Source organism: Escherichia sp. 93.0816 (assembly GCF_013368855.2).
GTDB classification, from domain to species: domain Bacteria; phylum Pseudomonadota; class Gammaproteobacteria; order Enterobacterales; family Enterobacteriaceae; genus Escherichia; species Escherichia ruysiae.
In genome coordinates this window covers 1-17,926 of the sequence record NZ_JABWNC020000025.1, presented here as the reverse complement: position 1 = coordinate 17,926, position 17,926 = coordinate 1, and the positions used below count along the sequence as shown (strand labels likewise).

At 50.7% G+C, this 17,926-nt stretch carries 17 protein-coding genes; 13 read left to right on the top strand and 4 right to left on the bottom strand.

Translation table 11 applies throughout. The features are described from left to right. Nucleotides 1–51 precede the first annotated feature (51 nt). Nucleotides 52–1,230: a D-xylose utilization transcriptional activator XylR gene (xylR, locus tag HEM79_RS19355; RefSeq protein WP_176242894.1), complete on the top strand. Its 1,179-nt coding sequence runs from the start codon at nucleotides 52–54 to the stop codon at nucleotides 1,228–1,230. A 128-nt stretch (nucleotides 1,231–1,358) separates the two neighbouring features. On the opposite strand, the gene HEM79_RS19350 is transcribed toward xylR, so the two are convergent. Then, nucleotides 1,359–2,183, bottom strand: a complete 825-nt coding sequence (locus tag HEM79_RS19350) for a protein bax (protein ID WP_016160045.1) — start codon at nucleotides 2,181–2,183, stop codon at nucleotides 1,359–1,361. A 410-nt stretch (nucleotides 2,184–2,593) separates the two neighbouring features. On the opposite strand from HEM79_RS19350, the gene malS reads away from it, so the two are divergent. Then, nucleotides 2,594–4,624: an alpha-amylase gene (malS, locus tag HEM79_RS19345; RefSeq protein ID WP_176242895.1), complete on the top strand. Its 2,031-nt coding sequence runs from the start codon at nucleotides 2,594–2,596 to the stop codon at nucleotides 4,622–4,624. A 176-nt stretch (nucleotides 4,625–4,800) separates the two neighbouring features. Next, the gene (gene avtA / locus HEM79_RS19340; RefSeq protein WP_000144334.1) at nucleotides 4,801–6,054 is read left to right on the top strand and encodes a valine--pyruvate transaminase; all 1,254 of its coding nucleotides are present in this window, start codon (nucleotides 4,801–4,803) and stop codon (nucleotides 6,052–6,054) included. Nucleotides 6,055–6,204: 150 nt separating this feature from the next. Here the strand turns inward: avtA and HEM79_RS19335 are convergent, their stop codons facing one another. Both HEM79_RS19335 and yiaJ read right to left on the bottom strand, forming a co-directional pair. Then, complete coding sequence (locus HEM79_RS19335) at nucleotides 6,205–6,678, bottom strand: 4Fe-4S binding protein (protein WP_176242896.1); 474 nt, start codon at nucleotides 6,676–6,678, stop codon at nucleotides 6,205–6,207. A gap of 101 nt (nucleotides 6,679–6,779) precedes the next feature. Beyond that, a complete protein-coding gene (gene yiaJ / locus HEM79_RS19330; RefSeq protein WP_176242897.1) occupies nucleotides 6,780–7,613 on the bottom strand; it encodes an IclR family transcriptional regulator YiaJ in 834 nt (277 codons plus the stop codon). Nucleotides 7,614–7,829: 216 nt separating this feature from the next. Here yiaJ and yiaK point away from each other — a divergent pair, with 216 nt between their 5' ends. The 10 genes from yiaK to araD all read left to right on the top strand — a co-directional run bounded on the left by yiaK (nucleotide 7,830) and on the right by araD (nucleotide 16,804). Beyond that, complete coding sequence (gene yiaK, locus HEM79_RS19325; protein WP_176242898.1) at nucleotides 7,830–8,828, top strand: 3-dehydro-L-gulonate 2-dehydrogenase; 999 nt, start codon at nucleotides 7,830–7,832, stop codon at nucleotides 8,826–8,828. An 11-nt stretch (nucleotides 8,829–8,839) separates the two neighbouring features. Continuing rightward, nucleotides 8,840–9,304 carry a YhcH/YjgK/YiaL family protein gene (locus HEM79_RS19320; protein WP_176242899.1) on the top strand — a complete coding sequence of 155 codons (465 nt, stop codon included), beginning with the start codon at nucleotides 8,840–8,842 and terminating at the stop codon, nucleotides 9,302–9,304. A gap of 22 nt (nucleotides 9,305–9,326) precedes the next feature. Next, the gene (locus tag HEM79_RS19315) at nucleotides 9,327–10,247 is read left to right on the top strand and encodes a DUF4862 family protein (protein ID WP_176242900.1); all 921 of its coding nucleotides are present in this window, start codon (nucleotides 9,327–9,329) and stop codon (nucleotides 10,245–10,247) included. 109 nt (nucleotides 10,248–10,356) lie between these two features. After that, the gene (yiaM, locus tag HEM79_RS19310; protein ID WP_000821448.1) at nucleotides 10,357–10,824 is read left to right on the top strand and encodes a 2,3-diketo-L-gulonate TRAP transporter small permease YiaM; all 468 of its coding nucleotides are present in this window, start codon (nucleotides 10,357–10,359) and stop codon (nucleotides 10,822–10,824) included. A gap of 2 nt (nucleotides 10,825–10,826) precedes the next feature. Next, complete coding sequence (yiaN, locus tag HEM79_RS19305) at nucleotides 10,827–12,104, top strand: 2,3-diketo-L-gulonate TRAP transporter large permease YiaN (protein ID WP_000153835.1); 1,278 nt, start codon at nucleotides 10,827–10,829, stop codon at nucleotides 12,102–12,104. A 12-nt stretch (nucleotides 12,105–12,116) separates the two neighbouring features. Next, a complete protein-coding gene (gene yiaO, locus HEM79_RS19300) occupies nucleotides 12,117–13,103 on the top strand; it encodes a 2,3-diketo-L-gulonate TRAP transporter substrate-binding protein YiaO (protein WP_176242901.1) in 987 nt (328 codons plus the stop codon). Between the two features lie 3 nt (nucleotides 13,104–13,106). Then, complete coding sequence (lyxK, locus tag HEM79_RS19295; RefSeq protein ID WP_176242902.1) at nucleotides 13,107–14,603, top strand: L-xylulokinase; 1,497 nt, start codon at nucleotides 13,107–13,109, stop codon at nucleotides 14,601–14,603. Continuing rightward, nucleotides 14,600–15,262: a 3-keto-L-gulonate-6-phosphate decarboxylase UlaD gene (ulaD, locus tag HEM79_RS19290; RefSeq protein ID WP_176242903.1), complete on the top strand. Its 663-nt coding sequence runs from the start codon at nucleotides 14,600–14,602 to the stop codon at nucleotides 15,260–15,262. The genes lyxK and ulaD overlap by 4 nt, the downstream gene beginning before the upstream one ends. Then, entirely contained in the window at nucleotides 15,255–16,115 is an 861-nt protein-coding gene (locus HEM79_RS19285; RefSeq protein WP_176242904.1) for an L-ribulose-5-phosphate 3-epimerase, read from the top strand. The genes ulaD and HEM79_RS19285 overlap by 8 nt, the downstream gene beginning before the upstream one ends. Further along, complete coding sequence (araD, locus tag HEM79_RS19280) at nucleotides 16,109–16,804, top strand: L-ribulose-5-phosphate 4-epimerase (RefSeq protein WP_176242905.1); 696 nt, start codon at nucleotides 16,109–16,111, stop codon at nucleotides 16,802–16,804. The genes HEM79_RS19285 and araD overlap by 7 nt, the downstream gene beginning before the upstream one ends. Nucleotides 16,805–16,885: 81 nt before the next feature. Here the strand turns inward: araD and HEM79_RS19275 are convergent, their stop codons facing one another. After that, nucleotides 16,886–17,926 (bottom strand): YiiG family protein, encoded by a 1,041-nt coding sequence (locus HEM79_RS19275; protein ID WP_010357067.1) that lies wholly within the window; start codon nucleotides 17,924–17,926, stop codon nucleotides 16,886–16,888.

The window sequence follows — 17,926 nt, the reverse complement described above, 5'->3', positions numbered from 1 at the left end:
GTAACGTATTACCGGTTTTGAGTTTTTGCATGATTCAGCAGGAAAAGAACCATGTTTACTAAACGTCATCGCATCACGTTGCTGTTCAATGCTAATAAAGCCTATGACCGTCAAGTAGTAGAAGGTGTAGGGGAATATTTACAGGCGTCGCAATCGGAATGGGATATTTTCATTGAAGAAGATTTCCGCGCCCGCATTGATAAAATCAAGGACTGGTTAGGAGATGGCGTCATCGCCGACTTTGACGATAAACAAATCGAGCTAGCATTGGCTGATGTCAACGTTCCTATTGTTGGGGTTGGTGGCTCGTATCACCTGGCAGAAAGTTACCCACCCGTTCATTACATTGCCACCGATAACTATGCGCTGGTTGAAAGCGCATTTTTGCATTTAAAAGAGAAAGGCGTTAACCGCTTTGCTTTTTATGGTCTGCCAGAGTCGAGCGGCAAACGTTGGGCCGCCGAACGCGAGTATGCCTTTCGCCAGCTTGTGGCTGAAGAGAAGTACCGAGGTGTGGTTTATCAGGGGCTGGAAACCGCACCAGAGAACTGGCAACACGCGCAAAATCGGCTGGCAGACTGGCTGCAAACGCTGCCACCGCAAACAGGGATTATTGCCGTCACTGACGCCCGGGCGCGGCATATTCTGCAAGTATGCGAGCATCTGCACATCCCCGTACCGGAAAAATTATGCGTGATTGGCATAGATAACGAAGAATTGACCCGCTATCTTTCGCGTGTCGCCCTTTCTTCTGTCGCCCAGGGCGCCCGACAAATGGGCTATCAGGCGGCAAAACTTTTGCATCGCTTATTAGATAAAGAAGAAATGCCGTTGCAGCGGATTTTGGTTCCGCCAGTCCGTGTCATCGAACGGCGTTCAACGGATTACCGTTCGTTGACCGATCCCGCCGTTATTCAGGCCATGCATTACATCCGCAATCATGCCTGCAAAGGAATTAAAGTGGATCAGGTTCTGGATGCGGTGGGCATATCGCGATCCAATCTTGAAAAACGGTTTAAAGAAGAAGTGGGTGAAACTATTCACGCCATGATCCATGCCGAGAAGCTGGAGAAAGCGCGCAGCCTGCTGATTTCTACTACCTTGTCGATCAATGAGATATCGCAAATGTGTGGTTATCCATCGCTGCAATATTTCTACTCTGTATTTAAAAAAGCGTATGACACGACGCCAAAAGAGTATCGCGATGTAAACAGCGAGGTAATGCTGTAGCGGGAGGGGAAAATCCGCCAGGCATGATAAGACGCGCCAGCATCGCATCAGGTAACTCAGCACAACCACCTGATGCGAACAAAAGCCCTATCCGACCAACAAGTCGGATAAGGCTCAAGGGAATGCAATTACATATGCGCAGCGATTAACCGCTGGTTATCCTGGTACATCGCGAACAGGTAGTTGTTATAGCTCTGCCCTTTCGTGGAATAACCTTTCAGCTTATGAATCATCGCTGTGGCGGTAACTTCCTGATCCGCTTTACGCAATTGTGCACGTGATTTGCGGAAAGAAGCGTAAGCCGGATGCGTATTCAGGTTAGTAACATAGGCGCTCACCGATTCTTTTACAGAACTGAACTGTGAGTACCCCTTCACTTTACCCGGCGCATTGGTACAACGTCCTTTCATGCACTTCATGCCGAACAGGTTGTTGTTGCTACGCGCCAGTTTCGACGTTCCCCAACCGCTTTCTGCTGCAGCCATCGTCGCCACCATACTGGTCGGGATAATGTCTACACGTTCGAGCAGCGTATTCCACGGGATTTTTCGCGTATTACCGGACCACTTCACCTTATAGCGTTTGGCAATGTCTTGCAGACGTGCACGCTCTGAAGGCGACCATTGACCCTGGTACTGTTTTGAGATCAGCCAGTTACGTTCCGCCGTAATGGCAGCATTTTGGCTGGTAATATAGGGCATTACAGTCCGGAGAAACGCTTTTTTTCTTGGTGTTCCGGAAGGGTATTTTCGCAAATCAGGAAGTGAACTGCTCTTTGCACTATTGCGAGAATACTCTTGTTTACTGCTTACCTGTTTATTACTAGCTTTAGTTAAGTGGGACTTTTGACTCGTTGTTGTCGTGTGCGTCTTCGCTAACACCTCACTCGAAAACACCAGAGTGAGTAACATAAGAATCATCGCCCCATATCGTCGTATGGGAGTCAAAATCATCAGGTCTCCTGATCGGATTTAATCATTCAAACACCTTATACTCGTCATACTTCAAGTTGCATGTGCTGCGTAAACGCTGTTCAAAACGCCATTGGTGTTTTGTCCTGCAACTCGAATGATTTAGAGTAATATTTTTCCCAAATTTGAGAGTTGAATCTCAAATCATATCAAAAATAGCGGTCAAGCGCACCCCAAGGAATAGTCCAAATCTGAAACAATGTCACGTGGTAATGGTTCAGATTGGTGCAAGATCGCAGAAAATGTGGATTTTATCGCAAAATTCAGCTGTTTTTTGCGCGCGATCGCTCACCCCTGCGTCTCATCCTGTGGACTTACTACTCAGGGATGAGTTTTGTCTGGTTATTCGCTGGCAAACTGTCTGAAATCGCAGCAATAAGGACTCACCCGCCATGAAACTTGCCGCCTGTTTTCTGACACTCCTTCCCGGCTTTGCCATTGCCGCCAGCTGGACTTCGCCGGGGTTCCCCGCCTTTACCGAACAGGGGACAGGAACATTTGTCAGCCACGCGAAGCTGGCTAAAGGTACGCGTCCACTAACGCTAAATTTTGACCAACAGTGCTGGCAGCCGGTGAATGCGATAAAACTCAATCAGATGCTTTCCCTGCAACCTTGCAACAACACACCGCCACAATGGCGATTGTTCAGAGATGGCGAATATACGCTGCAAATCGACACCCGCTCCGGCACGCCGACGTTGATGATATCGCTCCCAAACACCGCCGAACCAATAGCAACCCCAATCCGTGAATGCCCGAAATGGGATGGTCGCCCACTTACGCTTGATGTCAGTGCCACCTTCCCGGAAGGTGTGGCAGTCCGTGATTATTACAGTCAACAAATCGCGACAGTGAAAAATGGCCAAATTACATTACAACCTGCAGCCACCAGTAACGGCTTACTACTACTGGAACGGGCAGAAACTGACACCTCTGCCCCTTTCGACTGGCATAACGCCACCGTTTACTTTGTGCTGACAGACCGTTTCGAAAACGGCGATCCCAGCAATGACCAGAGCTACGGTCGTCATAAAGACGGTATGGCGGAAATTGGCACTTTTCACGGCGGCGATTTACGCGGCCTGACCAACAAACTGGATTATCTCCAGCAGCTGGGCGTCAATGCCCTGTGGATCAGCGCCCCGTTTGAGCAAATTCACGGCTGGGTGGGCGGTGGTACAAAAGGCGATTTCCCGCACTATGCCTACCACGGTTATTACACACAGGACTGGACGAATCTTGATGCAAATATGGGCAACGAAGCCGATCTACAGGCGCTGGTTGATAGCGCACACCAGCGCGGTATTCGTATTCTCTTTGATGTGGTGATGAACCATACCGGTTATGCCACGCTGGCGGATATGCAGGAGTATCAGTTTGGCGCGTTATACCTTTCCGGTGATGAGCTGAAAAAAACACTGGGTGACCGCTGGAGCGACTGGAAACCCGCCGCCGGGCAAACCTGGCATAGCTTTAACGATTACATTAATTTCAGCGACAAAACAGGCTGGGATAAATGGTGGGGAAAAAACTGGATCAGAACGGATATTGGCGATTACGACAATCCTGGATTCGACGATCTCACCATGTCGCTGGCCTTTTTGCCGGATATAAAGACCGAATCTACCACCGCTTCAGGTCTGCCGGTGTTCTATAAAAACAAACCTGATACCCACGCTAAAGCCATCGATGGTTTTACCCCCCGCGATTATTTAACACATTGGTTAAGCCAGTGGGTTCGCGACTACGGGATTGATGGTTTTCGGGTCGATACCGCCAAACATGTTGAGTTGCCCGCCTGGCAGCAACTAAAAACCGAAGCCAGCGCCGCACTTCGCGAATGGAAAAAAGCTAACCCCGATAAAGCGTTAGATGACAAACCTTTCTGGATGGCCGGGGAAGCCTGGGGTCATGGCGTAATGCAAAGTGACTACTATCGCCACGGCTTCGATGCGATGATCAATTTCGATTATCAGGAACAGGCCGCGAAAGCCGTCGATTGTCTGGCACAGATGGATACCACCTGGCAGCAAATGGCAGATAAATTGCAGGATTTCAACGTGTTGAGCTATCTCTCCTCGCATGATACCCGCCTGTTCCGCGAAGGGGGCGACAAAGCAGCAGAGCTATTGCTATTAGCGCCAGGTGCGGTGCAAATCTTTTATGGTGATGAATCCTCGCGTCCGTTCGGAGCTACCGGTTCTGATCCGCTGCAAGGCACACGCTCGGATATGAACTGGCAGGATGTTAGCGGTAAATCTGCCGCCAGCGTTGCGCACTGGCAACGCCTCGGTCAGTTCCGCGCCCGCCATCCAGCGGTTGGCGTGGGTAAGCAGACCACATTGTCACTGAAACAAGGTTATGGATTTGTCCGTGAACATGGCGACGATAAAGTGATGGTTGTCTGGGCGGGGCAACAGTAACTTTTCCGGCTTCCCACTTGCGGTATGTCGGGAAGCCGTATTCCAGTATAAAAGACCAGACATATCATAAACCTTAGCATGATACGCCAATCCTCTTGCAGCAACCCGATTTGCACCCCAGCAAATGTAGCGTTATTGTTACTTTCCTTGCTACAGAGTTCGACAGATATCCCGCTATGACATTCTCCCTTTTTGGTGACAAATTTACCCGCCACTCCGGCATTACGCTGCTGATGGAAGATCTGAACGACGGCTTACGCACGCCCGGCGCGATTATGCTCGGCGGCGGCAATCCGGCGCAGATCCCAGAAATGCAGGACTACTTCCAGACGCTGCTGACCGACATGCTGGAAAGCGGCAAAGCCACTGATGCGCTGTGTAATTACGACGGCCCGCAGGGGAAAACGGAGCTACTCACACTACTTGCCGAAATGCTACGCGAGAAGCTGGGTTGGGATATCGAACCACAGAATATTGCACTAACAAACGGCAGCCAGAGCGCGTTTTTCTACTTATTTAATCTGTTTGCCGGACGCCGCGCCGATGGTCGGGTCAAAAAAGTGCTGTTCCCGCTGGCACCGGAATACATTGGCTACGCTGACGCCGGACTGGAAGAAGATCTTTTCGTCTCTGCGCGTCCAAATATTGAACTGCTGCCAGAAGGCCAGTTTAAATACCACGTCGATTTTGAACATCTGCATATTGGCGAAGAGACCGGGATGATTTGCGTCTCCCGACCGACGAACCCAACAGGCAATGTGATTACTGACGAAGAGTTACTGAAGCTGGATGCGTTGGCGAATCAGCACGGTATTCCACTGGTGATTGATAACGCTTATGGAGTCCCATTCCCGGGCATTATCTTCAGCGAAGCGCGCCCACTGTGGAATCCAAATATCGTGCTGTGCATGAGCCTTTCCAAACTGGGGCTGCCTGGTTCACGCTGCGGCATTATCATCGCCAATGAAAAAATCATCACCGCCATCACGAATATGAACGGCATTATCAGCCTGGCACCTGGTGGTATTGGTCCGGCGATGATGTGTGAAATGATTAAGCGTAACGATCTGCTGCGCCTGTCAGAAACGGTCATCAAGCCGTTCTACTACCAGCGTGTTCAGGAAACTATCGCCATCATTCGCCGTTATTTACCAGAAGATCGCTGCCTGATTCATAAACCCGAAGGCGCTATTTTCCTCTGGCTATGGTTTAAGGATTTGCCGATTACCACCGAGCAGCTTTACCAGCGCCTTAAAGCGCGCGGCGTGCTGATGGTGCCAGGACACAACTTCTTCCCTGGGCTGGATAAACCGTGGCCGCATACGCATCAATGTATGCGCATGAACTATGTGCCGGAGCCGGAGAAAATCGAGGCAGGTGTGAAGATTCTGGCGGAAGAGATTGAACGCGCCTGGGCTGAGAGTCATTAAAAATTGCCTGATGCGCTACGCTTATCAGGCCACATAATTTCTGCAATATATTGAATTTGTAAGATTTTGTAGGCCAGATAAGACGTTCACGCCTCATCCGGCATAAACGAAACGCACTATTCCGGCGTTGAGAACCGCCGGAATAATGTCTCAAACAGGCTGCTGCCGTAACCGATACCGCTGCACTTTCTCGACATCCATGCACTGCAATGCCTTTGTCGGGCAGGCTTCAACACAGGCCGGTCCCGTCGCCCGATGCCAGCACAGGTCACACTTAATCGCTCTCGCCTTTGTGCGCGAAGAAACCACTTCCATCGCACCAAACGGGCAAGCCAACATACAGCTTTTACAGCCAATACAACGTGATTGTTCAACGAAGATATGCCCATGTTCGCGGCGAATAGCGTCCACAGGGCAAACATTCGCGCACGGTGCATCTTCACACTGATGACAGGCTACTGCCGTGGTCCAGGTGTGGTCTTTGATGACTCGAATACGGGAAATAAACTCGCCAGGTAACAACGAAGCGCAATCCTGATTCTCCTGATGCGACACTGCGCAAGCCACTTCACAGGTACGGCAACCGATACATTTCGTCGCATCAGCAATAATAAACCGGTTCATGATCACTCCTTTGCACTAAAACCGCAGCGTGCCAGAGAGTGCGCCATTATTGCTTTGATCCAACGAAGGAAATATTAAAGTTTTGCCACCTGCCAAAAGCGTTATGTGATCGCGCCCTGGTCATCCCGGACGGTAAATCCCAGTTCATTGGAGATAGCCTGCGCAGTTTCACGCAGCGGTTTCAGGAGATTTTTCTCCCCCACCTGTTTCAGGCGTGATGTCGAAAGCGAAATCGACACCGCATACGGCACCCGCCCATGAATATCAAACACCGGAACAGCAATACAGGAGACGCCGAGTTCATTCTCTTCTCTGTCCATTGCCACGCCGCTTTCACGAATGTGCGCCAGTTCATCGAACATCGCGGGCAGTTCGGTAATGGTATTGCGGGTTAGTGGCTGGATTTCATTCTGATGGCTTTCCCAATACGATTTCACGTAGTCCTGATGACCAAACGCCATATAAACCTTACCCATCGCCGAACAGTAGAGCGGCATATGCTGACCAATATAGGCGCGGGTTCGTAGCATACCGGTAGTAGGTTCCAGTTTATAAATCAAAATAGCGTGATCGTCTTCGCGGCTGGAGAAGTTAATGGTTTCACCAGTGGCGATGTTCAGCGTCTCAAGATGTGGCGCAGCAATATGAATGATATTCAGCGACGACAGCGCCTTTTGCCCGACAGCAATAAATTTTGTGGTCAGGCGGTAACTCCCCGCAGCGGGCGCAGTTGTCACATAGCCACAGGACTGTAGCCCCTGCAATAAACGATGGACCGTGCTTTTATTTAAGCCAGCCAGTTCAGAGAGATGCGCCAGCGGGCAACCGTTTGGATAGTTGCTCAAAATCTCAATCAGCATCAACCCGCGAAACAGGCTCTGACTTCCAGCTGGGCGCTCTTTTTCCTGCGCCAACTCGTGCTCTTTTTTTCCCATCGCTTTCTTCCCCTTTTTATCGCGCCCTGATGGTAACGCAAAGTGTGTCGCAGTTCACGATCTCGACAGATAATTTGTAACTATTTGATTTTAATAATTTTTGAAAATCATGGCGCGGATTGCTTTGTTAAAAAGCGATCGATATATTTGAAATCAAATTTCGCATAGTGGAATTTTAAGCTAAAAAAGCGATCAACAAACACAAGGAAGCCAGGGATGAAAGTGACATTTGAGCAGTTAAAAACAGCCTTTAATCGGGTATTAATTTCACGTGGCGTTGACAGTGAAACGGCCGATGCATGTGCAGAGATGTTCGCCCGCACCACCGAATCCGGCGTTTATTCTCATGGCGTTAACCGTTTCCCCCGTTTCATTCAGCAACTGGAAAACGGCGATATCATTCCTGACGCCCAACCCAAACGTATAACCAGCCTCGGCGCGATTGAGCAGTGGGACGCCCGGCGTTCGATCGGTAACCTGACAGCGAAAAAGATGATGGATCGCGCCATTGAACTGGCGGCAACTCACGGGATTGGCCTGGTCGCGTTACGCAATGCCAACCACTGGATGCGCGGCGGTAGCTACGGCTGGCAGGCGGCGGAAAAAGGCTATATCGGCATCTGCTGGACTAACTCCATCGCCGTAATGCCGCCGTGGGGCGCAAAAGAGTGTCGCATCGGCACTAACCCACTGATCGTCGCTATTCCTTCGTCACCCATCACCATGGTCGATATGTCGATGTCGATGTTCTCCTACGGCATGTTAGAAGTGAATCGTCTGGCGGGACGCGAGCTGCCGGTCGATGGCGGGTTTGATGATGAGGGCAATTTGACCAAAGAACCTGGCGTTATCGAGAAAAATCGCCGCATTTTGCCGATGGGTTACTGGAAAGGTTCTGGCATGTCGATTGTGCTGGATATGATAGCCACTCTCCTTTCTGACGGCGCATCGGTTGCTGAAGTCACCCAGGACAACAGCGACGAGTACGGCATTTCACAAATCTTTATTGCCATTGAAGTGGACAAACTGATCGACGGTTCCACCCGCGATGCCAAACTGCAACGCATTATGGATTACGTTACTAGCGCCGAGCGCGCAGACGAAAACCAGGCCATTCGTTTACCCGGTCACGAATTCACTACCCTGCTGGCAGAAAACCGTCGTAACGGAATTACCATTGACGACAGCGTATGGGCAAAAATCCAGGCATTATAAGGAGATAGACCATGATTTTTGGACATATCACACAACCTAATCCGTGCCGTTTGCCCGTCGCCATTGAAAAGGCGCTCGATTTTCTGCGCACCACCGATTTCAACGCCCTGCCGCCGGGCATTGTCGAAATCGACGGCAAGAATATTTTTGCGCAAATTATCGATTTAACCACACGCGAGGCGGTGGAAAACCGTCCTGAAGTTCATCGGCGCTATCTGGATATTCAGTTTCTGGCCTGGGGCGAAGAGAAAATAGGTATCGCCATTGATACGGGAAATAATAAAGTCAGCGAATCACTATTAGAGCAACGCGATATTATTTTTTATCAAGATAGTGAACATGAATCATTTATAGAAATGATACCGGGCAGCTACGCTATTTTCTTCCCGCAGGATGTTCACCGACCGGCATGTAATAAAAATGCCCCAATGGCAATCCGCAAAATCGTGGTTAAAGTAGCCCTCTGCGCTTTATAAAAAGTTATTACTGGAGCACAAAATGAAAGCGAATAATGCCGGTTATATTATCGGTGCGTATCCCTGTGCACCTTCTTTCCACCAAAGAAGTGAAGAGGAAGAGAAGGAATTCTGGCGACAATTATCAGATACCCCTGATATTCGCGGTCTGGAACAACCCTGCCTGGAAAACTTCCATCCTCTTGGCGATCAATGGTTACTTCGCCATACGCCGGAAAGCTGGAAATTTGTCGTCACCGCTGTGATGGAAACCATGCGTCGCCGCAGCGAAAACAACGGCTTTGGTCTCGCCTCCAGCGATGAAGAACAACGCAAGGCGTGCGTGGCGTACTATCACCACTTGTTCAATAAAATCAACTCCTTGCAGGTTAATAAAGTGCTCGCACTGGAGATCCAGGCTGCACCGTTAGCAACGAATCCCAATGTTATGCAAGCAACGGATGCTTTTGCCCGCTCGTTGAAAGAAATCGCCAGTTGGGACTGGCCGTGCAGACTGGTGCTGGAACACTGCGATGCCATGACGTCTGCCGCTCCACGCAAAGGCTTTTTGCCTTTAGAAAATGTGCTGGAAGTCATTGCCGATTATGACATCAGCATCTGTATCAACTGGGCGCGATCCGCCATTGAAGGCCGCAATACAGCGTTGCCACTGACCCATACCCAAATGGCTAAACAGGCCGGGAAACTCGGCGCGTTGATGTTCTCTGGTACGACGCTAAACGGAGCATACGGAGAATGGCAGGATTTACACGCGCCGTTTGCACCATTCTGTGCAGAAAGCCTGATGACCACAGATCACGTTCGCGAGTTATTTAATGCAGCAGAACCGTCAACATTGCATTTTGCTGGCATCAAGCTGCTAGAAATAAATGAATCGGCTGATGTACAGCATCGCATCGATATATTACGTAACGGTATTCACTCTCTGAATGAATCTATTTAAAACGATTCATTTATTTTGCCAAATTCTAATTAGTCGTTTTCCAATAAACATTACGAATACCAACAATATTAATTAATGAAATTATATTACATAACAAGAAGGACTCGTTATGAAACGGATACTCGAAGGCATTCTTGCGCTCATCATCGCAATACTGTCTTGTATTATTTTTATTAATATCATTCTTCGATATGGATTTCACACAAGCATATTATCGATTGATGAATTATCCCGGCTTTTATTTGTCTGGTTAACCTTTATTGGCGCTATCGTTGCTTATATGGACAACAGCCATGTGCAGGTTACTTTTTTAGTCGAAAAACTCTCTCCCGCTAATCAACAACGTGTTTCGCTGCTAACCCATACGCTCATTTTATTGCTGTGTCTGGGTCTGGCCTGGGGTGCAATAGAAAAAACGTCACAGGACTGGAGTAACTTATCGCCCATTCTCGGCGTACCCGTTGGCTTAATGTACGCCGCCGCTATCCCCACCAGCCTGATTATCGCATTGCTGGAATTGCGTCACTTATACCGGCAGTTCACAAATACCACCAGCCAAAACCAACAAGGAGTCTGACGATGACAATTCTTATATTTATTGTCAGTTTGTTAGGCGCTATCGCGATTGGTGTTCCCATCGCCTGGGCATTATTGCTGTGCGGCATCTCATTGATGTTCTGGATGGATATCTTTGATGTGCAAATTCTGGCGCAAACGCTGGTCAACGGTGCGGACAGTTTCTCTCTGTTAGCCATTCCCTTCTTTGTGCTGGCGGGTGAGATCATGAACGCGGGCGGCCTGTCGCAACGTATTGTCGACCTGCCAATGAAACTGGTGGGTCACAGGCCAGGCGGTCTGGGTTATGTTGGCGTGCTGGCGGCAATGATCATGGCAAGCCTTTCCGGTTCTGCGGTTGCTGATACCGCAGCTGTCGCGGCGCTGCTGGTGCCGATGATGCGTCAGGCCAACTATCCGGTAAACCGCGCCGCCGGGCTTATCGGATCGGGCGGTATTATTGCGGCCATTATCCCGCCCTCTATTCCACTCATTATCTTCGGCGTCTCCAGCGGCCTCTCCATCAGCAAACTGTTTATGGCGGGCATCGCGCCGGGCATCATGATGGGCGTCACGCTAATGATTACCTGGTGGTGGCAGGCAAAACGGCTGAATCTGCCTTGCCAGCCAAAAGCCTCACTGCGGGAAGTCTGGCAATCCTTAGTTTCCGGTATTTGGGCGCTCTTTTTACCGATAATCATTATTGGCGGTTTCCGTTCGGGGTTATTTACGCCCACCGAAGCAGGCGCGGTTGCCGCCTTCTACGCTCTGTTCGTCTCGGTGGTGGTCTATCGCGAAATGACCTTCTCCACGCTTTATCATGTTCTGATTAACGCGGCGAAAACCACATCCGTGGTCATGTTCCTGGTGGCCTCTGCTGCGGTATCTGCATGGCTTATTACCATCGCCGAATTACCCATGATGGTATCGGAGCTATTACAACCGTTGGTTGATTCGCCCCGCTTATTATTCATCGTCATTATGCTCGCTATTATGGTGATCAGCACGGTAATGGACTTAACGCCCACCGTATTAATTCTTACACCTGTATTAATGCCATTAGTGAAAGAAGCGGGAATAGATCCGGTCTATTTCGGCATCATGTTTATTATCAACTGTTCAATATCACTGATTACGCCTCCAGTGGGTAACGTCCTTAATGTGGTATGCGGCGTGGCAAAACTTAAATTTGACGATGCGGTAAAAGGCGTTGCGCCTTACGTCATGGTTTTATTCATGTTGTTAGCATTATTTATTTTTATACCGGAGCTTATTACCGCTCCTCTTAAATGGATGAGTTAAAAGGAAATCATAATGAAATTACGTTCTGTAACCTACGCTTTATTATTTGCCGGAGTGGCGGCGTTCAGTACATCTTCTCTGGCGGCACAATCATTACGTTTCGGTTATGAAACCTCGCAAACCGATTCACAACATATTGCAGCAAAAAAATTCAACGAATTATTGCAAGAAAAAACCAAAGGTGAACTGAAGTTAAAACTGTTTCCGGACAGCACCCTCGGCAATGCGCAGGCGATGATCAGCGGCGTGCGCGGCGGCACTATTGATATGGAGATGTCTGGCTCCAATAACTTTACGGGACTCTCGCCCGTCATCAACCTGCTCGATGTCCCTTTCCTGTTCCGCGATACCGCCCATGCGCATAAAACCCTCGATGGCAAAGTCGGTGATGAGCTGAAAATTTCCCTTGAAGGTAAAGGGCTGAAAGTACTGGCCTACTGGGAAAACGGCTGGCGCGATGTCACCAACTCGCGTGCACCAGTTAAAACTCCCGCCAATCTGCAAGGGCTGAAGATCCGTACCAACAATAGCCCAATGAATATTGCGGCATTCAAAATCTTTGGCGCTAACCCGATCCCGATGCCATTTGCTGAAGTCTATACCGGGCTGGAAACCCGCACCATCGACGCCCAGGAACACCCGATTAACGTCGTCTGGTCAGCAAAATTTTATGAAGTGCAGAAGTACCTTTCTCTGACCCATCACGCCTACTCCCCACTTCTGGTGGTGATCAACAAAGCGAAGTTTGATGGCTTAACCCCGGAGTTCCAGCAGGCACTGATCTCATCAGCGCAAGAAGCGGGTAGCTATCAGCGCAAGCTGGTCGCCGAAGATCAGCAAAAAATCATCGACGGCATGAAAGAAGCTGGCGTGGAAGTGATTACCGATCTCGACCGCAAAGCCTTTAGCGATGCATTGGGTAATCAGGTTCGCGACATGTTTGTTAAAGATGTTCCACAGGGCGCTGATCTGCTGAAAGCCGTGGATGAGGTGCAATAAACCATGAAGCAATACTGGCTGGGGTTAGATTGTGGCGGTAGCTGGCTGAAAGCCGGACTGTATGACCGCGAAGGCCGGGAGGCGGGCGTGCAGCGCCTGCCGCTGTGCGCATTAAGCCCGCAGCCAGGCTGGGTAGAGCGCGATATGGCAGAACTGTGGCAATGCTGCATGGCTGTCATTCGCGCCCTGCTTACCCATTCCGGCGTTAGCGGGGAGCAAATTGTGGGTATCGGTATCTCCGCACAAGGGAAAGGTTTGTTTTTACTCGATAAAAATAACAAACCGCTCGGTAACGCTATTTTGTCCTCTGACCGCCGGGCGATGGAAATCGTTCGTTGCTGGCAGGAAGATGGCATCCCGGAAAAACTCTACCCGCTGACCCGACAAACATTGTGGACTGGGCATCCGGTGTCGCTGTTACGCTGGCTGAAAATGCACGAACCTGAGCGTTATGCGCAAATTGGCTGCGTGATGATGACGCACGACTACCTGCGCTGGTGTTTAACCGGTGTCAAAGGCTGTGAAGAAAGCAATATTTCTGAGTCCAATCTCTACAACATGAGTCGCGGGGAATATGATCCGTGCCTCACCGACTGGCTGGGGATCGGTGAAATCAATCACGCCCTGCCGCCTGTTGTTGGATCTGCCGAAATCTGCGGGGAGATCACCGCTCAGACAGCCGCACAGACCGGTCTGAAAGCGGGTACGCCCGTTGTCGGCGGCCTGTTTGATGTGGTTTCCACCGCACTCTGCGCCGGGATCGAAGACGAATCTACCCTCAATGCGGTGATGGGAACCTGGGCGGTGACCAGCGGCATAACCAGCGGTTTACGTGACGGTGAAGCGCATCCGTATGTCTATGGCCGCTACGTTAATGATGGTCAATTTATCGTTCACGAAGCCAGCCCTACCTCTTCCGGCAATCTCGAATGGTTTACCGCGCAGTGGGGAGAAATCTCTTTTGCTGAGATTAATCAGGCCGTTGCCAGCTTGCCGAAAGCCGGAGGCGATCTCTTTTTCCTGCCGTTCCTGTACGGCAGCAACGCCGGACTTGAGATGACCAGCGGTTTCTACGGGATGCAGGCCATTCACACCCGCGCGCACCTGTTGCAGGCCATTTATGAAGGCGTGGTGTTCAGCCACATGACCCACCTCAACCGGATGCGTGAACGTTTTACCGCTGTTCACACCCTGCGCGTGACTGGCGGTCCGGCGCACTCCGATGTCTGGATGCAAATGCTGGCGGACGTCAGCGGTCTGCGTATCGAGCTGCCGCAGGTGGAAGAAACGGGATGCTTTGGCGCGGCGCTCGCTGCCCGTGTCGGTACGGGCGTTTATCGCAACTTCAGCGAGGCCCAGCGCAGCTCGCAACATCCGCTACGCACATTACTGCCGGACATGACCGCGCATCAGCATTACCAACAAAAATATCAACGCTATCAGCAACTCATTGCCGCACTTCAGGGTTATCACACCCGCATTAAGGAACACACACTATGAGCAGACCACTTCTGCAACTGGCTCTCGACCACTCATCACTTGAAGCCGCGCAGCGCGACGTGACGCGGTTAAAAGACAGCGTCGATATCGTCGAAGCGGGCACCATTCTCTGTTTAAACGAAGGGCTGGGCGCGGTGAAAGCCCTGCGCGAACAGTGCCCAAACAAAATTATCGTCGCCGACTGGAAGGTGGCCGACGCCGGTGAAACCCTCGCGCAACAGGCGTTTGGCGCTGGCGCCAACTGGATGACCATCATCTGCGCCGCGCCGCTCGCCACGGTAGAAAAAGGCCACGCGATGGCGCAACGCTGCGGCGGTGAAATCCAGATAGAGCTGTTTGGCAACTGGACACTGGACGACGCCCGTGACTGGCATCGCATTGGTGTACGGCAGGCCATTTATCATCGTGGTCGTGATGCACAGGCCAGCGGGCAACAGTGGGGCGAGGCCGATCTGGCACGCATGAAGGCGCTTTCCGATATTGGCCTTGAGCTTTCCATTACCGGCGGGATTACCCCTGCTGACCTGCTGCTGTTTAAAGATATCCGCGTGAAAGCGTTTATTGCCGGGCGGGCGCTGGCGGGCGCTACCAATCCAGCGCAGGTTGCCGCTGATTTTCATGCGCAAATTAACGCAATCTGGGGAGGTTCTCGTGCGTAGTCATCCGTTAGGGATTTATGAAAAGGCGCTGGCGAAAGATCTCTCATGGCCGGAGCGGCTGGTGCTGGCAAAAAGCTGCGGTTTTGATTTTGTCGAAATGTCAGTGGATGAAACCGACGAACGTCTGTCACGCCTGGACTGGAGCGCCGCACAACGTGCTTCGCTGGTTACCGCGATGATCGAAACGGGCATTGCCATTCCATCAATGTGCCTGTCTGCCCATCGCCGTTTTCCTTTTGGTAGCCGCGACGAGGCGGTACGCCAGCGAGCGCGGGAAATCATGAGTAAAGCGATTTGCCTGGCGCGCGATCTCGGCATTCGCACCATTCAACTGGCGGGTTATGACGTCTATTACGAAGAGCATGACGAAGGCACACAGCAGCGATTTACTGAAGGGCTGGCGTGGGCGGTTGAACAGGCGGCGGCATCACAAGTGATGCTGGCGGTGGAGATTATGGACACCGCGTTTATGAACTCCATCAGCAAATGGAAAAAATGGGACGAGATGCTCGCCTCGCCATGGTTCACCGTCTACCCGGATGTCGGCAACCTCAGCGCCTGGGGCAATGATGTTCCCGCAGAACTAAAACTGGGCATTGACCGTATCGCGGCTATTCACCTGAAAGACACCCTGCCAGTCACCGAGCAAAGCCCCGGACAGTTCCGTGATGTGCCGTTTGGCGAAGGCTGCGTCGATTTCATTGGCATCTTCAAAACGTTAAATGAACTGAACTATCGCGGTTCTTTCCTGATTGAGATGTGGACAGAAAAAGCCAAAGAGCCGGTGCTGGAGATTATTCAGGCGCGGCGCTGGATTGAAGCTCGTATGCAGGAGGCGGGTTTCGTATGTTAGAGCAACTGAAAGCCGAAGTGCTGGCGGCGAATCTGGCGCTTCCCGCTCACCATCTGGTGACGTTCACCTGGGGCAATGTCAGCGCGGTAGACGAAACGCGACAATGGATGGTGATCAAGCCTTCCGGCGTCGAGTACGACGTGATGACCGCCGATGATATGGTGGTGGTTGAGATAGCCAGCGGTAAGGTAGTGGAAGGCAGCAAAAAGCCCTCTTCCGACACGCCAACGCATCTGGCGCTTTATCGCCGCTATGCAGAAATTGGCGGCATTGTGCATACCCACTCGCGCCATGCCACTATCTGGTCGCAGGCCGGGATTGATCTCCCTGCCTGGGGTACGACTCACGCTGACTATTTTTACGGTGCGATCCCCTGCACGCGCCAGATGACCGCAGAGGAGATCAACGGCGAGTATGAATACCAGACTGGCGAAGTGATCATTAAAACCTTCGAAGAGCGCGGCAGGAGTCCGGCACAAATCCCGGCGGTACTGGTGCATTCTCACGGCCCGTTTGCCTGGGGTAAAAACGCCGCCGATGCGGTGCATAATGCTGTGGTGCTGGAAGAGTGCGCGTATATGGGGCTGTTCTCGCGCCAGCTCGTGCCGCAGCTTCCTGCCATGCAAAATGAACTCTTAGATAAGCACTATCTGCGTAAGCACGGGGCTAATGCCTATTACGGGCAGTAATCTCTCACGCCGGGGCTTCATCGCCCCGGTACCATGAATTGATATGCTCCCGACTACATTGCGCACAAAAATCAGAAACGTTTAACGTAGGCGATTATAATCATCGACCATTTCGTTGTACTCGCGTAACGCTCTCGGGAAAGAGTCTTCGACCATCCAGCTTGAGTTTGCGTCCTGAAGTTGCTCTTTATCCCAGTCAGAGTACGGGACTTTATCTCTTACGCGGCGAACATATTTTTTAGCCTCAAGCTGATATTGGTCTGCCGAATGGATGAATGAGAAATTCATGCCACCTTTATCCGCTTCTTTGGCCTGCGCCACCAGCGTTTCCAGCTCAGTCACTTTCTTCATTGCCGCTTCGGCATCAAACTTATCTTGCGATATCAGGTTATTAATTTGTTTCGCTGAAATCATGACTGCCAGAGAGTAGTAGTGGAATGTTTTCCCTTCTCTTTCTTCAATATTTTTCAGTTCCGCAAGCTGGCGCTTATCATTAATTTCCTGAATTGCCGCATGATAAGATTCGGCGACAGGTTCAAAGGCATCAAGATTTTTTAAGAATGTCTGGTGCAGCGTTTTCCCTTTGGCAAACGCATCGTCTTTATAATTTTCCTGGGTGTAATATTTATCCATTTCGTTAATGGTATTACCCAACGCCACGGCAGCATCGATATAACTCACCGCCACGCCGTCAATAGGTTGCAGTGCAGGCGTTAACGCCACAGCACTTTTCACGCCTTTCTCACACTCTGAGAGATTGGATTCACTAATACTGTAGATGCCATAGACAGTCCTCTCTTTACCGGTAGGCCCCTGTTTAAAATCTTCCAGCCAGTCAGCATAACGCGCCAGACTACGCTGTACAGGGATCTGTAACTTGTTGTAGCACTTGATATAGACATCCATTTTTTCGTCGAAAACCGCTTGTTCATCGACCACCGGTTGCGCAGGCGTTTCAGGCTTAGCTTCTGCTTTTGCAACGGGGGCTTCAGGAGCTGGTGCGGCAGGTTGACTATTGGCGGGCGGGGGAGTTTCTGTTTCGGCTTTTTTATCATCACATCCAGTGATACCGAGGGCCATTATAGCGATAATAATAGCTGAAGATAATAAATTCCTTTTCAT

Coding starts and splice junctions, on each gene's coding strand:
- xylR (WP_176242894.1), top strand. CDS start 52: ATGTTTACTAAACGTCATCGCATCACGTTGCTGTTCAATGCTAATAAA.
- HEM79_RS19350 (WP_016160045.1), bottom strand. CDS start 2,183: ATGATTTTGACTCCCATACGACGATATGGGGCGATGATTCTTATGTTA.
- malS (WP_176242895.1), top strand. CDS start 2,594: ATGAAACTTGCCGCCTGTTTTCTGACACTCCTTCCCGGCTTTGCCATT.
- avtA (WP_000144334.1), top strand. CDS start 4,801: ATGACATTCTCCCTTTTTGGTGACAAATTTACCCGCCACTCCGGCATT.
- HEM79_RS19335 (WP_176242896.1), bottom strand. CDS start 6,678: ATGAACCGGTTTATTATTGCTGATGCGACGAAATGTATCGGTTGCCGT.
- yiaJ (WP_176242897.1), bottom strand. CDS start 7,613: ATGGGAAAAAAAGAGCACGAGTTGGCGCAGGAAAAAGAGCGCCCAGCT.
- yiaK (WP_176242898.1), top strand. CDS start 7,830: ATGAAAGTGACATTTGAGCAGTTAAAAACAGCCTTTAATCGGGTATTA.
- HEM79_RS19320 (WP_176242899.1), top strand. CDS start 8,840: ATGATTTTTGGACATATCACACAACCTAATCCGTGCCGTTTGCCCGTC.
- HEM79_RS19315 (WP_176242900.1), top strand. CDS start 9,327: ATGAAAGCGAATAATGCCGGTTATATTATCGGTGCGTATCCCTGTGCA.
- yiaM (WP_000821448.1), top strand. CDS start 10,357: ATGAAACGGATACTCGAAGGCATTCTTGCGCTCATCATCGCAATACTG.
- yiaN (WP_000153835.1), top strand. CDS start 10,827: ATGACAATTCTTATATTTATTGTCAGTTTGTTAGGCGCTATCGCGATT.
- yiaO (WP_176242901.1), top strand. CDS start 12,117: ATGAAATTACGTTCTGTAACCTACGCTTTATTATTTGCCGGAGTGGCG.
- lyxK (WP_176242902.1), top strand. CDS start 13,107: ATGAAGCAATACTGGCTGGGGTTAGATTGTGGCGGTAGCTGGCTGAAA.
- ulaD (WP_176242903.1), top strand. CDS start 14,600: ATGAGCAGACCACTTCTGCAACTGGCTCTCGACCACTCATCACTTGAA.
- araD (WP_176242905.1), top strand. CDS start 16,109: ATGTTAGAGCAACTGAAAGCCGAAGTGCTGGCGGCGAATCTGGCGCTT.
- HEM79_RS19275 (WP_010357067.1), bottom strand. CDS start 17,926: ATGAAAAGGAATTTATTATCTTCAGCTATTATTATCGCTATAATGGCC.